The sequence below is a fragment of the Kribbella sp. NPDC004875 genome (genome assembly GCF_042873375.1).
Classification (GTDB): Bacteria; Actinomycetota; Actinomycetes; order Propionibacteriales; family Kribbellaceae; genus Kribbella.
Window position 1 is genome coordinate 313,176 of the sequence record NZ_JBIALI010000004.1, and the last position, 12,738, is coordinate 325,913.

The following is a 12,738-nucleotide window of genomic DNA, read 5'->3' on the forward strand; positions in this document are numbered from 1 at the left end:
CAGGTGATGAGGAGAGAACTTGATGGTGATGTCGGATGTCGGGCCGGGTGGTCGTGCGGCGCCCGACGTGGCGTGGTTTCGTCGTGAACTCGAGCAGGAGCGGGAGTTCAGGCTCGAACAACTGATCAGCCTCGCATACGAGACGGACGTGCACTCTCGTGCGGGCTTGGCCGAGGTGCGGGCCACCTTGACCGCCGGCGCGCGGCGGGCGTTGGCCGAGATCGACGCCGCGTTGTTCCGGCTCGCGAGAGGCACCTTCGGTCGCTGCGAGATCTGCGGACGTACGATCCCCACACACCGTCTGCTGGCGGTGCCGACGACGAGACTGTGTCCGCGCTGCGAGAGCGCACGGCCGAGCGAGGACCCCTAGTGCCCCGCACCTGCCGCCGTCAGTAGCGCAGGTCGGCTTGGACGGCGTAATGGTCTGACGGCTGGATGCCGTGGGCCGGGTGGGTGCCGAGGAGGGTCGCGTCGCGCGGATGGCCGGCGCCACCGCGGCGGGGTGCGGCGGTGAAGATGTAATCGATGCGGCGTTCGGGCCACAGGAGCTGGCGGGCGAACGAGTTGGCGTTCGACCAGGTGTATCCGCTGAGATCCGGTTGCGCCGTCGCCCAGGCGTCGTAGAACGACAGGCCGGGGGACGGTACGGCGGCGCGCCCGGTCAGCATCCGGATCTCGTCACTGTCGGGGTCGGCGTTGAAGTCTCCGGCGATGACGAGCGGGACCCGGTCGTCCTGTCGTTGTCGGACATGGGCGAGAAGGGCGCGTACGGCGTCCTGGCGAGCCTGGCTCTCGTCGAACCACCACGCGTCCATGACCACGCCGTACACCTGGATCGGTCCCCGCGGACCGCCGACCTCGGCGTACTGCGCGCGAAGGTCCCCGAACGTCTGACTCGCGCGGTCCGTGATCGGCCAGCGTGACATCACCGCGACGCCGGAGAGCGCGGCATCGTCCTCCTGGGCCGGCACGCCGCTGAACGCGTGGTGCGGCAGGCCGAGTGTTCGTGCCAAGCGCGCGCACTGGCTGTCAGACTCCTTCGCCCACGCCTCACACAGCACGACGATGTCGGGGTCGGCCTGCGCGAGCGTGGTGGCGATCGCCTGCTCGCGCCGCTCCCAGGCGTCGTACAAACCCCAGACGTTCCAGGTGACGACGCGTGCGGTCGTCTCGATCAGCGGGCCGTAGAAGCCCGGTGGGATGTCGCCGTCGGAGGCCATCGATCCATCCTCTCGCTGACCTCGCCGGCTTGCCAGTCGGGTGGTGGTTCAGGTGATGGTGAGGGCGGTGATGAGGTTGTCGTGGAGGGTGAAGGTGAAGTCCAGGTCTGCGGTTTCGCCGGGGAAATTGCCCTCGAGATGGTGGGTGGCGACGTAGGTGTGGTCGTTGATGCGACGTACGCCGGTCAGCTCGGTTGTGTAGGTGTATTCGCTGGCGGCGCTTGCCAGCCAGGTGCGGATCTCGTCTCGCCCGCGGTACGTCTTGCCTTCGTCGGTGACCTCTGCGTCGTCGGCATACCACCGCATCGCGGCGTCGATGTCGCGGGCGATGTGGCTGGCGAGGTACTGCGAGATGGGTTCGGGCAGCGTGGTCATGGGTGCTCCTGGTCAGATCGTTGGGGTGGTGCCGCCGTCGATGGTGTGTTCGGTGCCGGTGATGGCGGCGGCTCTGTCGGAGACGAGGAAGGCGACGAGCTCGGCTACCTCGGTCGGGTGGGCGGGCCGTTGCAGGGGGACGCCGCCGAGGGAGGCGAGGATCTCCTGCCAGGCCTGTTCGTGGCTGATGCCGCGGGCGGTGGCGATGCGCTCGGCGAGATGCTCGGCGCCGGTGGTTTGGATGGCGCCGGGGGAGACGACGTTGACGCGGATGCCGCGCGGGCCGACCTCGTTGGACAGACCCTTGCTGTAGGTGGTGAGTGCCGCCTTCGCCGCGGCGTACCCGAGTGTTGCCTCGTGCAACGGCATCCGGCGCTGGATCGACGAGACGTGCACGACAGCGCCGTATCCGGCCTCGATCATTGCCGGAAGCAACGTCCGGTCCAGGCGGACGGCGGCGAGGAGGTTGAGTTGCAGCTCGTCGTCCCACAGCGTGTCGTCGAGTACGGCGAAGCCGCCGGCCGGGCTGCTCGATCCGCCGAGCGTGTGTACGACGATGTCCGGCGTACCGAGGGTGGCGCGAACAGCCTCGACCGCATGAGCGGTGCCGTCGACAGTGGTCAGGTCGGCGGTCGTGAACAGGCCGGCGTCGGGCGGTGCGGTGCGGGCGATGCCGAGAACGGCCGCGCCACGGGCGCGCAGGAGGGCGGTGACGGCTGCGCCGGTTCCTTTGCTGGCGCCGGTGACGACGGCTCGGCGGTCTTTCAGGTCCATGGCGTCCACCGTGGACGCTCCCGGCGGGGGAGGTTCAAGGAGTTGACTCTCCCGTGGGGAGAGGGTGCATTGTGTGCGTCATGAGGCGGGGGTTGACGATCGGTGAGTTCGCGCGCGCGACGCATCTGAGCGTGCGGACGCTGCGGCGATACCACGAGAGCGGTTTGCTCGAGCCGGCCTCGGTGGATGCCTTCAGCGGATACCGGTACTACGAGGCAGAGCAGATCCCGGTCGCGCAAGTGATCCACCAGTTGCGCGAACTCGACGTACCGCTGGCCGACGTCGGCAAGATCGTCGCGACTGACGACCCGGACGCGCGATCGGTGCTGATCGCGGCGCATCTCGACCGCTTGCAGACGTCGCTCGACCGGACCCGTGCCGCGGTGACGTCGCTCCAGCGCTTGCTGCGACCCGATCCCGGCGCGCTCGAGGTGGTACTGCGATCAGAGCCGGCGAGGACGGTGGCCGGGATCACGGATGTGGTTGCCGTGGGTGACGTTCTGCAGTGGTACGACGGCGCGCTGGCCGAGCTGGACGCCGCCGTACCGGAACGACTCGGTCCACCGGGCGGGCACTACGACAACGAACTCTTCGCCGAAGGCCGCGGCACGGTCCTCGTCTATTACCCGGTCGCGGACCCGCCGGCAAGGGGCCGGGTGCGCCCGGCCGACCTTCCGGCGGTCGAGTTGGCGGCCACCGTCCACCACGGCCCGCACGACGACATCGACGTCACCTACGGCGAGCTCGCCACCTGGGTCCACGAGCACACCCTCACCGTGGCCGGCCCGGTCCAGGAGACGTACTTCGCCGGCCCACGCGACAATCCCGACCCGCAGACGTGGAGAACCGAGATCGCCTGGCCGGTCTTCCGCGTCAGTTGATCCTTGGTCTAGGCCCGCAGGATCTTCTCGAGCGGTTTGCCCTTGGCGAGTTCGTCGACCAGCTTGTCCAGGTAGCGGATCTTCTGCATCAGGGGATCGTCGATGTCCTCGACGCGGACACCACAGACGACTCCGGTGATCGTGGCCGCCGCTGGATTGAGCCGCGCGTCGGCGAAGAAGTCCTCGAAGGTCGTTTCCGCGGCCAGGTGCTTGCGCAACGCCGGCTCGTCGAAACCGGTCAGCCACTCGATCACCTCGTCGAGCTCGGCCTTCGTCCGGCCCTTCTTCTCGACCTTCGTCACGTACAGCGGATACACGGACGCGAAGCTGACAGTGAAGATTCGGCTCACGCCCCGAAGCTAGCACGCTGCCGCGCCGCTGCTCGCGGCGTCGAAAACCATTCGCACCAGATGTAGGCGGGCCCATGACGCTGGCGAACAACCTGTACTACGGCACGAACACCAACGGCTGGCGTTGGGGCAGGACGACGTACGCCACCTTCGCCTGCCTGGCAGGCTGCGGGACTGGAGACAGCCGGAGCCTGGGGCGATCCGCTGTTCACCTCACCCGGTGGCGGTGGAACCTGCACGTGCTCGCCGCCGTCCGGCACCGGGCCGGCCAGGCATTCGAGGGGTTCACCCCTGATGTTGTCCGTGAGCAGTTGGCATGCAGCGTGGGAACGGGCCATTTCTGGGGTGAACCACCCAAACGGCGGCGCCACGGCGGCGCCACGGCGGTGCCACGGCGGCGCCGCGACGGCGGGTGCAGAGCCGACTGGGGGTCATTGCAGTCGGGGACGGCATGGGTCTGACAACCCGAAGGTTCTTGACGCACCGCTAGCATGCGGGCGTGGACGCTTGGGGCGACGACGACACCCACGATCAGACCGGCCGTACGGTCGTGATCACGGGGGCGAACTCGGGGCTCGGGTTGCGCGCGGCAACGGTGCTCGCGGCCAAAGGTGCGCGGGTCATCCTCGCTTGCCGGTCCCGGGAGCGCGGGGAGCGTGCCGCGGCGGCGGTCGGCGGCGAACTGGTCCTGCTGGACCTGGCCGACCTGGACTCGGTGCGGGCGGCCGCGGCGGAGATCCGGGTCCGTACGGGCGACCGCGTCGACCTGCTGATCGACAACGCGGGCATTCCGGCGGGCCGGCTTCGGCGTACGGCCGCCGGGCACGAGTCGATCTTCGCCACGAACTATCTGGGGCACGCTGCGCTGACCTGGTTGCTGATGCCCGCGCTGCGTGCCGGGGACTCGGCGCGAGTGGTGGCCGTGTCCAGCATCGCGCACCGCGGCAAGGGGTTCGACGTCGACGACACCGGCTTCGAGCGCCGGCGGTTCCGGATGTCTCACGCCTACTCGCAGTCCAAGCTGGCCGTGCTGATGTTCACGCTGGAGCTCCAGAAACGCCTGCGCGCCGAGGGTTCCCGGGTGCTCAGCGTGGCCGCGCATCCCGGGTTCACCGCCACCGAGATCGCCGCGGCAGGCGCGCGCAACCAAGGGCTCGGCGCTTTCGCGAGACCGCTCAACGCGATGACGAAAGCGATGTCCCAGTCCGTGCCTGAGGGCACCTTGCCGATCCTGTACGCCGCGACCGCACCCGACGTCCAGGGCGGCGACTACTACGGTCCCCGGAAGTTCGGCGAGTTCTTCCGGGGCGTCGGCCCGGCCCGCATCGATCCCCGCGCCCAGAACCAGGCCCTCCGCGCCCGACTCTGGACTCGCACCGCCGAGCTGACCGGCGTACACCCGGATCCGAACTAAGCTCAGCCATCAACCTCAGACCTTGGATCAAACCGATGAAACTCGCACCGCACCTGCACCGCCTCGGGAACGACGTCGTGGCGTCGTACCTCGTCGACACGGCCGACGGCATCACGCTGATCGACGCTGGACTTCCTGGCCATTGGCGGGATCTGCAGCGTGAACTGCGCATACTGCACAAGTCCGTCGGCGACATCCGGGGAGTCGTGCTGACCCACGGCGACTCCGACCACCTCGGCTTCGCGGAACGGCTGCGCAGCGAACACGGCGTACCGGTGTTCGTGCACGCCGCCGACGCGGAGCGAACCCGCACCGGAGAGAAACCCAAGGTCGCGTTCGGCCGGATGCGGCTCGGCCCGACGCTCGGCTTCTTCGGCTACTCCATCCGCAAGAACGGCCTGCGGACCCGCTACGTCCGCGAGGTTGTCGAGATCGCTGACGGAGACGTCCTCGACCTGCCCGGAACGCCGGTGATCGTGGGGATGCCAGGGCACTCACCGGGCAGTGTGGCGGTGCACGTCCCGCTGGCCGACGCGGTGTTCGTCGGCGACGCCCTGACGACACGGCACGTGCTCACCGGACGCACTGGTCCGCAGCCCGCGCCGTTCACCGACGATCCGGCGACGGCCTTGTCGTCCCTGGACCGGATCGCCGGGCTGTCCGCATCCTGGATCCTTCCCGGTCACGGCGCTCCCTGGCGCGTCTCACCGGCCGAGGTCGCGAGGTCGGTCCGGTCAGAGGCGGTCGAGTAGGTCGTCGTCGCGGCGGATGGGGTTGGCGGACTTCGTGGGTGGGCGGGTGATGATCGCGAGCAGGCCGCGCAGGCGACGGACCAGATCCGCGGTGTACGGATCCGGCTCGTTCCGGCAGCGTGGTCGTTTCATGGTTGCCCCCTCAGCAGACGTATCGGGATCCTGCCGTACGCCGTTACGCCGCCAGAGCAAACGTGGGCTATGTCATCTCATCGTGATGATGGACCGGCCGCGGGTCCGGGCGGTGAAGGCGGCGGCGCCGGCATCCAGGTCGTGGACAGCGGTGACGAGGGGCTTGAGGCGCCCGTCGCGGAGGCGCGCGGCGAGCTGGGTGAGCTGTGCGCGGTTCGGCTCGACGACGAAGAAGATGGACCGGCCGTCGCTGGGCTGGACGGTCGGCGGCTCGGCGACACTGACGACGGTGCCGCCGGGGCGGAGCAGCGCCGTGGAGCGGTCGCGGATCTCGCCGCCGATCACGTCGAAGACCACGTCGACCGGGCCGGCATCCTCGAGACGGTCGTTGTCCAGGTCGACGAACTGGTGGACGCCCAAGGTGCCGGCCAGCTCCCGGTCGGCAGCTCGGCCGGTGCCGATGATGTAGGCCCCGGTCTCGCGGGCCAGCTGTACGGCGACCGAGCCGACGGACCCGCCCGCGCCGTGGATGAGGACGGTACGACCGGCTTCGAGGTGACCGTGGTCGTACAGCGCCTGCCACGCCGTCAGACCGGGCATCACCACCGCGGCCGCGGCGACGTGATCGATGTCGGCGGGGAGCGGCGCGAGATTGCGGGCCTCGACCGCGGCGTACTCGGACAGGGAGCCGTTGCGGGCCCAGTCGGTCAGCCCGAAGACCCGCTGGCCGATGGTCAGGCCGGTGGTGCCGTAGCCGAGCTCGACGACCACGCCGGAGACCTCGTGACCGAGCACGCTCGGCGTACGGTCGCGGCCGGCGCGATCGCGCCAGGTGCTGGGCCATTCCGGCTCGCCGCGGAGGAAGCCGGCGGCGTGGACCTCCACGACGACGTCGTTCTCGGAGGCGGTGGGTGCGGGGAGTTCGGTCAGGGACAGCCCGTAGTCGTCGGCGTCGCGGTCCCGGACAGTGATGGCACGCATGAGGATCCTCTGCAATGGTCGGTGGGCTGCTGCACTTCGACGGTAGGCAGCCATGGCCCGCGATGGATAGGCCATTCGCTCCCGGTTCTGATGGGCCACTCACCGCGACCGCGCTCCCGAATCGGCCCGCGAGCCGCCGGAGCGCAGTACCATCTGGGCCTTGATCCGGACGGATGAGTGGGGGACTTGGTGAGCGGTACGACGGTATTGGTGGCGGGGGCAAGCATCGCCGGGCCGGCGCTGGCGCACTGGTTGCGCCGGCGGGGTGCCGCGGTGACCGTGGTGGAGCGGGCGCCCGGGATCCGACCCGGCGGGCAGGCGGTCGACGCGCGCGGCGTGGCGAAGGAAGCCATCCGGCGGATGGGGCTGGACGAGGCGGTGCGCGCGGCGTGCACCGACACCGCCGGCGCGAACACGGTCGACGCCGACGGGAACGTGCTGGAGACCTACCGCGCGGACGACGACGGCGGAGACGGGTACATCGCGGAGATCGAGATCCTGCGCGGCGACATGTCCCAGGTCCTGTACGACGACACGCGCGACGGCGTCGAGTACCTCTTCGACGACCGGATCGCCGAGCTCACGCAGGACGCGGACGGGGTCGACGTGACCTTCGCGAGCGGCAAGCGGCGGCGGTTCGATCTCGTGGTCGGGGCCGACGGGCTGCACTCGTCACTGCGCGAGACGGTCTTCGGGCCGCGTGCGCAGTTCATCCGCCACCTCGGGCTCGTGCTGGCCTTCTACAGCGTGCCGAACGAGTTCGACCTGGACCGCTGGATGGTCGAGTACCAGGAACGCGAGTCCGGGCGCTCCGCCGGCCTGCGGCCGATCCAGGACGCCACCCGGGCAATGGCGATCTTCTCCTTCCCGGCGGGCGAGTTCGACGTGGACTACCGCGACATCGAGGGGCAGAAGCGGCTGCTGCGGGAGCAGATGGCCGGTCTCGGCTGGCTGACCCCGCGGATCCTGGCGCACCTCGACGACACCCCGGACTTCTACCTCGACCAGGTCGCCCAGGTGGTGATGGATCGCTGGTACGACGGACGCGTGGGGCTGATCGGTGACGCGGCGTTCAGTGCGTCGCCGATGTCCGGGCAGGGGACCGGGCTGGCCTTGGTCGGCGCCTACGTGCTGGCCGGAGAGCTCGCCGCCGCGGGCTGGGATCCCGAGGCCGGGTTCGCCGCCTACCAGGAGCGGATGCGCCCAATGGTGGAGGCCAGCCAGGAGATCGGCCGGATGCACGTGGAGAGCCTCGCCGCCGCCGAGCCGGACGCAGAACCGAGGCCAGAACCGGACATGGAGGCGTTCATGGCACTCGTCGACCGGGCCCTCAACGGCGTCGACCTGCCCGACTACGACGGCGTACCGGACTCCGGTCCTTCGAAGCCGTAACCCGGGGCGCCCGGCCGTGCCGCGCCGGGTCAGTTTGGTTGCTGGAGGAACTCGATGATGGCCTCCGCCGTGGGTTCGGGTTCCTGCTCGGCGGGGTAGTGGCCGGAACGGTCCAGGACGAGGCCGGTGACGTCGGTCGCGAGTGTGCGGAGGCCTTGCGCGACGGCGGTGCCCATCGCGTAGCGTCCGCCGATGGCGAGCACTGGGGTGTCGATCGTTGGGAGGCGTTGTACGTCGGCGATGTCGTCGGCGCGGGATCGGTAGTACGCGAGCCCGGCTTTCAAGGCGTCGTGCGTTGTGTAGGCGTCGACGTAGGAACGCATGGTCTCCGGGTCGAGGCCCGCCGGTCCGGCGCTCTGGCGGAGGAAGATCCCGTAGTAGGCGTCTTCGTGGCCGGGAACGAGTTGCTCGGCGAGGTCGGGCGAGCGGTTGAACGGGCCGTGCCAGGCCGGGTAGTGCTCGGCGCCTGGCGACGGGATGGCGACGTTGATGCCGGGGAGGATCTCTTCCTCGATGACGATCGCGTTCACGGCCTGGGGGAGTGCGGCGGCCAGGAGGAAACCGACGGTGCCGCCCCAGTCGTGGCCGATGACCGAGAACCCTGCGAGACCTAGCTCGGCTCGGAGACGGTCGGCGAGATCGCTCTTCCGGAAACTGGTGGTGCTCCCCGCCGGTGTGCCGAGGCCAGGCAGGCTGACCGGAATCGGCGCGAACCCGCTGCGACTCAGGAGCGGCAGCAGGTGTCGCCAGTGCGCCTCGGTCACCGGCCACCCATGCAGCAGCACCACCGGCCAACCATTCGACGAGGCGCTCATCCTTCCATGATGCGCGCCCGCCTCACCGCCTTGGTCGTCAGCGGATCGTGATCGAGATTGCCCGTGGTGCCGTGACATCTGCTGGTCTGCCGGCTTGAGCTCGGACGGTCACCGGGCCATGTGGGGTTGGGACCGAGCCCTCGGCCCACTCGAGGCCGCCTAGTTGGGGCGTGACGGTGACGGCTGTCATCCCGGGGGCTGTTGGACGTACGCCGAGCAGTGTCGCGACGTAGTGGTACAGCGGATGGGCGCCCCACGCGTGGCAGTCGCTGCGGGTCGGCTCGGGGTGCTCGATCACCGTGTGCAGACCCCGATCCAGCAATCCATACCAGAGACCGAGCCGATCAAGCAGCACATCTGTCCGCCCGATCGACTGCAATGCCTCGAACAGGTAGTGATCGAAGTACACCGTGGTCCGGGCCAGCCCCTCGGGCGGTTCCTTGAGCATCGTCCGCATGGCCGTCTCGCCGTACTTCGCTCCCGCGAGCACCGCCAGCGCTTGCGCGTGCTCGCTGAAGGCGGTGTGCGCGAGATCGTCGGCGTACAGCCCGCGGTCGGCGTCGTAGAACGCCTCGTCGGCGGCCTCAAGCAGAAGGTCAGCCAGCTGTGCGCACCGGCCGGCTGCGTCGGACTCACCGACCCACGCCTCCAGTTCGGCGACCTGCCGCGCGACCAAGGCCAGCTGCAGTTGCAGCACCGCCGACTGGCCGCGACCAGGGCCCGGCCAGTCCGGGTGTTGTTCGCCGTCCTGGACGATCCCCGGAGGGGTGCCGGCGTCCCAGCCGGGCACCCAGTCGGTGAAGTTCCAGCCGTGCAGGGCGTGGAAGATCCCGCGGTCGTCGACGGTACGGCGATGCGCGTCGAGCGCCGCGCGGACGGCCGGCATCAACTCGGTGACGAAGGCCAGATCGCCGCGCCACAGGGCGAAGTCGTGCACCATCGCGACCCACCACAGTGTGAACGGCGGGATGGGCGACGACTGGCGGGACGGCGTCCGGGATGCGACCAAGCCATCGCTGCCCTGACTGCGAGCGAAGGCCCGGAGCGCCTGCCGGGCGAGGGCGTCGTCGCCGGTGGTGGCGTACGCGATCAGGCATTGGAGGCGGGTGTCGCCGGCGTACTGGAGCTGCTCGTAGTACGGGCAGTCCATGGTCGTCTCGTGACTGCAGGCCTGCAGCGTCCGGAACGCGAGTACGCCGACTTGCGCGAGGCGCGGGTCGCTCGCGGTGAAGCCGCTGCGGTCTTCGTACGGATAGTGGGTCTCGCGGAATCGCAGGCCGTGGATCGTCAGTGGTTCGGACGCTGTGGTGACGAGAACCTCGACATACCGGCCGGACTGCCACCAGAGCGTGCTGTGCTGTTCGCGACCGCCGCCGGCGATGAAGAGGTCGCCGAGGCCGTCGGCCTCGAGCGTGGGGCGGCCGAAGAGCTTGCCCTCGACGACGTCGCGGTGTCCCTTGCCTGCCTCGGGGTCCGTTTCGTAGAGGGACTCCTGCCAATGCACGCGTACTTCGGCGTCGCGGCCGCCTTCGAGGTCCAGGACTGGGTACGCGCAGACGTACTGGTCGAGGTCGATGAGCACGCGGCGGCAGGTCCCGGGCGGGAGCGACAGCGCCGTACCGTCGAGCAGCCGTTGCCAGCCGCCGGCCTCATCGTTCAGGTGGTCGGCCGCATTGACGACGCGATGGTGCGTCGGTTCGCCTGCGGGATGCGCCGCGACATGGCGGACGCGCGCCCCCTCGGCCCACCGCTGCACCGGCGCCGGCAACCGCGACGGAACCAACACCCGCCCTTCACCACCCGCACGCCCGACCACCCCATCGCCCGCGCGGGCGAGGTCGCCTCTCACGGCGGGCGACCAGGTCAGACTGTCCTCGCCGGTCTGCCAGCCCCACGGATACGTCCGGCCATCACTCACGTGCCGTGCCCCGCAGCCGTACCCGTCACCCTTCGGCCGCCGGCCATGACCAGGCAACGCGGCCGCCTGCCACTCCGCCGTACCGGTGCCGAGCACCAGACCACGCACCGTCTCGGCTGCGAGGACGAAGGTAGGGCCATCACCCAGGCTCAGCTGCGCCAACGGCGCGTCGTCCCCGAGACTCCACACGCGAGCAGCCAACCAGTGCCCACCCGCCGGCAACCGCAGGCGGTAGCTCTCGAACGACCAATGACCGACCTCGCCCCGCGACGGCCCGCGCCCCACAAGCTCGCCGTCGAGCCACAGCTCGAACCGCTCGTCCGCGGACACATGGACGACGACCTCAGCCGCCTCCGCGCACTCGACCCGCAGCCGATACCCGGCCACATCACCGCCCTCCACCGCCCGAAGCCACCAAGCCGGCCAGTCACCCCTCACAAACGGGTCGTCCTCGAGCTGCACCTGCTGAACGCCATCGGTTTCAGGCAATGTCACGGTCGTCCCTCTTCGTTGGCACATCGGCATCGACGCGCATTGTCCCCCCGGCCGATCGCAGGCCGGCCAACGGCACACCTGGCCGGCCTGGCCGAAAGCGGACGCCGCAGAGCTTCCAGTGCCCGGCAGCCGTGTGCGGGTCCGACCTAGGCCCCTCGGATGAGGCGGTCGCCGAGGTCCGAGCGGCGGTAGAGAACCGACCGGCCGTGTCGTGCGGAAATCAGCAGGCCGGCTGCGCGAGACCGGCTACGCACTCGCCCAGATGGTCAGCCCGTTCGCTGAACAGCTGCGTGAGACGGATGTTTATCGGTATACGACTGGCGTCAGAATGGTGTGAGCACCCCTGAAGACAAGGACAAAGTGATGCTCGATCCCGTTGTGGACAAAGGTCAGCTCACCGAGACTGACCGCTTCATCTTCGAGTCGTGGGGCTATTTCCTGATCCCCAACGTCCTGACCAAGGAAGAGGCCGCCGAGGCGTACGACGTCTCGCAGCGACTGCACCAGAGCCGCGACCGTGAGTTCGGGCAGATCGGCCGGACCTACGAAAGCGAGCCGGCCCTCGAGCGGCTCATCGACCACCCCGACGTGCTGCCGAAAGTGCAGGGTCTGCTCGGCGACCGGTTCGTCCTGCAGGCCGGCTGGAACACCATGCAGCCGGCGCACGCGGGCAACGGCGGGTGGCACCAGGACGGATCGTCCGCGTTCGATTTCAAGGAGCTGGGATACCCGGTCCCGTTGATTCAGCTCCGGGTTTCGTACCTGCTCACCGATCAGACCGTGCCCGGTATGGGCAACATGGAGCTGATTCCCGGCAGCCATCGCTCCAGGGTCGCTCTGCCTGACTCAATTCGTCAGGCCAAGGACGACATCTCCATCGGCCATGTGGTGTGTGCCGAGGCGGGGTCCGTGCTGGTATTCCACAACGGTGTCTGGCATCGAACCTTCCGCCACGACGGTGACTACGACCGCTACACGACCCATTACGTCTACAGCCCGCCGTGGGTGCGTGCCGCCGACCGCTTGAACAACGACCCCGAGTTCCTCGAACGCACCACACCGCTGCGGCGCGCCCTGATGGGCGAGTTCACCCGCCCGGACGCCCCCTTCGGTGCCAACTACGACCCCCTGCCCATCTGACCCAGACCTCCGCGCCGCCCAGGTCTCCGCCTGGGCGGCACGTGGGTGGTTCAGAGCCGTCGAGCGGTGAGGAAGCTGGTCAACGCCGCGGCCGTCTCG

Annotated in this window: 14 protein-coding genes; 6 read left to right on the top strand and 8 right to left on the bottom strand. The window is 69.4% G+C overall.

The genetic code is table 11. The annotated features are described in order from the left end of the window. Positions 1-28: 28 nt before the first annotated feature. Entirely contained in the window at positions 29-370 is a 342-nt protein-coding gene (locus ACFYRH_RS23785) for a TraR/DksA family transcriptional regulator (RefSeq protein ID WP_387779156.1), read from the top strand. Between the two features lie 19 nt (positions 371-389). On the opposite strand, the gene ACFYRH_RS23790 is transcribed toward ACFYRH_RS23785, so the two are convergent. The 3 genes from ACFYRH_RS23790 to ACFYRH_RS23800 are packed head-to-tail and all read right to left on the bottom strand — an operon-like array spanning position 390 to position 2,369. Further along, a complete protein-coding gene (locus ACFYRH_RS23790) occupies positions 390-1,220 on the bottom strand; it encodes an endonuclease/exonuclease/phosphatase family protein (protein ID WP_387779159.1) in 831 nt (276 codons plus the stop codon). Positions 1,221-1,268: 48 nt separating this feature from the next. After that, positions 1,269-1,595, bottom strand: coding sequence for a nuclear transport factor 2 family protein (locus ACFYRH_RS23795; protein ID WP_387779162.1), 327 nt, complete (start codon positions 1,593-1,595; stop codon positions 1,269-1,271). 12 nt (positions 1,596-1,607) lie between these two features. After that, positions 1,608-2,369 carry an SDR family oxidoreductase gene (locus tag ACFYRH_RS23800; protein WP_387779165.1) on the bottom strand — a complete coding sequence of 254 codons (762 nt, stop codon included), beginning with the start codon at positions 2,367-2,369 and terminating at the stop codon, positions 1,608-1,610. An 80-nt stretch (positions 2,370-2,449) separates the two neighbouring features. Here ACFYRH_RS23800 and ACFYRH_RS23805 point away from each other — a divergent pair, with 80 nt between their 5' ends. Next, positions 2,450-3,250 carry a MerR family transcriptional regulator gene (locus tag ACFYRH_RS23805; protein WP_387779168.1) on the top strand — a complete coding sequence of 267 codons (801 nt, stop codon included), beginning with the start codon at positions 2,450-2,452 and terminating at the stop codon, positions 3,248-3,250. 8 nt (positions 3,251-3,258) lie between these two features. On the opposite strand, the gene ACFYRH_RS23810 is transcribed toward ACFYRH_RS23805, so the two are convergent. Then, entirely contained in the window at positions 3,259-3,600 is a 342-nt protein-coding gene (locus ACFYRH_RS23810) for a DUF2200 domain-containing protein (RefSeq protein ID WP_387779171.1), read from the bottom strand. 499 nt (positions 3,601-4,099) lie between these two features. Here ACFYRH_RS23810 and ACFYRH_RS23815 point away from each other — a divergent pair, with 499 nt between their 5' ends. Together ACFYRH_RS23815 and ACFYRH_RS23820 are read left to right on the top strand one after the other, a co-directional pair. Next, positions 4,100-5,014: an oxidoreductase gene (locus ACFYRH_RS23815; RefSeq protein ID WP_387779174.1), complete on the top strand. Its 915-nt coding sequence runs from the start codon at positions 4,100-4,102 to the stop codon at positions 5,012-5,014. Positions 5,015-5,049: 35 nt separating this feature from the next. Beyond that, positions 5,050-5,766: an MBL fold metallo-hydrolase gene (locus ACFYRH_RS23820; protein WP_387779177.1), complete on the top strand. Its 717-nt coding sequence runs from the start codon at positions 5,050-5,052 to the stop codon at positions 5,764-5,766. Here the strand turns inward: ACFYRH_RS23820 and ACFYRH_RS23825 are convergent. Together ACFYRH_RS23825 and ACFYRH_RS23830 are read right to left on the bottom strand one after the other, a co-directional pair. After that, positions 5,749-5,898: a hypothetical protein gene (locus tag ACFYRH_RS23825; RefSeq protein ID WP_387779180.1), complete on the bottom strand. Its 150-nt coding sequence runs from the start codon at positions 5,896-5,898 to the stop codon at positions 5,749-5,751. The two genes, ACFYRH_RS23820 and ACFYRH_RS23825, sit on opposite strands and share 18 nt — an antisense overlap. A gap of 72 nt (positions 5,899-5,970) precedes the next feature. After that, a complete protein-coding gene (locus tag ACFYRH_RS23830; RefSeq protein ID WP_387779183.1) occupies positions 5,971-6,879 on the bottom strand; it encodes an NADP-dependent oxidoreductase in 909 nt (302 codons plus the stop codon). Between the two features lie 177 nt (positions 6,880-7,056). On the opposite strand from ACFYRH_RS23830, the gene ACFYRH_RS23835 reads away from it, so the two are divergent. Beyond that, entirely contained in the window at positions 7,057-8,271 is a 1,215-nt protein-coding gene (locus tag ACFYRH_RS23835; protein WP_387779185.1) for an FAD-dependent monooxygenase, read from the top strand. Between the two features lie 29 nt (positions 8,272-8,300). On the opposite strand, the gene ACFYRH_RS23840 is transcribed toward ACFYRH_RS23835, so the two are convergent. Together ACFYRH_RS23840 and ACFYRH_RS23845 are read right to left on the bottom strand one after the other, a co-directional pair. Continuing rightward, positions 8,301-9,086 (bottom strand): alpha/beta fold hydrolase, encoded by a 786-nt coding sequence (locus ACFYRH_RS23840; protein WP_387779188.1) that lies wholly within the window; start codon positions 9,084-9,086, stop codon positions 8,301-8,303. 37 nt (positions 9,087-9,123) lie between these two features. Beyond that, positions 9,124-11,391: an alpha-L-rhamnosidase C-terminal domain-containing protein gene (locus ACFYRH_RS23845; RefSeq protein WP_387779191.1), complete on the bottom strand. Its 2,268-nt coding sequence runs from the start codon at positions 11,389-11,391 to the stop codon at positions 9,124-9,126. Between the two features lie 471 nt (positions 11,392-11,862). On the opposite strand from ACFYRH_RS23845, the gene ACFYRH_RS23850 reads away from it, so the two are divergent. Beyond that, positions 11,863-12,639, top strand: coding sequence for a phytanoyl-CoA dioxygenase family protein (locus ACFYRH_RS23850; protein WP_387779194.1), 777 nt, complete (start codon positions 11,863-11,865; stop codon positions 12,637-12,639). Positions 12,640-12,738 lie beyond the last annotated feature (99 nt).

Bases quoted from the DNA above. Each gene is read 5' to 3' on its own strand.
- ACFYRH_RS23785 (WP_387779156.1), top strand. From the start codon at position 29: ATGTCGGATGTCGGGCCGGGTGGTCGTGCGGCGCCCGACGTGGCGTGG.
- ACFYRH_RS23850 (WP_387779194.1), top strand. From the start codon at position 11,863: ATGCTCGATCCCGTTGTGGACAAAGGTCAGCTCACCGAGACTGACCGC.
- ACFYRH_RS23840 (WP_387779188.1), bottom strand. From the start codon at position 9,086: ATGAGCGCCTCGTCGAATGGTTGGCCGGTGGTGCTGCTGCATGGGTGG.
- ACFYRH_RS23800 (WP_387779165.1), bottom strand. From the start codon at position 2,369: ATGGACCTGAAAGACCGCCGAGCCGTCGTCACCGGCGCCAGCAAAGGA.
- ACFYRH_RS23830 (WP_387779183.1), bottom strand. From the start codon at position 6,879: ATGCGTGCCATCACTGTCCGGGACCGCGACGCCGACGACTACGGGCTG.
- ACFYRH_RS23790 (WP_387779159.1), bottom strand. From the start codon at position 1,220: ATGGCCTCCGACGGCGACATCCCACCGGGCTTCTACGGCCCGCTGATC.
- ACFYRH_RS23825 (WP_387779180.1), bottom strand. From the start codon at position 5,898: ATGAAACGACCACGCTGCCGGAACGAGCCGGATCCGTACACCGCGGAT.
- ACFYRH_RS23795 (WP_387779162.1), bottom strand. From the start codon at position 1,595: ATGACCACGCTGCCCGAACCCATCTCGCAGTACCTCGCCAGCCACATC.
- ACFYRH_RS23805 (WP_387779168.1), top strand. From the start codon at position 2,450: ATGAGGCGGGGGTTGACGATCGGTGAGTTCGCGCGCGCGACGCATCTG.
- ACFYRH_RS23820 (WP_387779177.1), top strand. From the start codon at position 5,050: ATGAAACTCGCACCGCACCTGCACCGCCTCGGGAACGACGTCGTGGCG.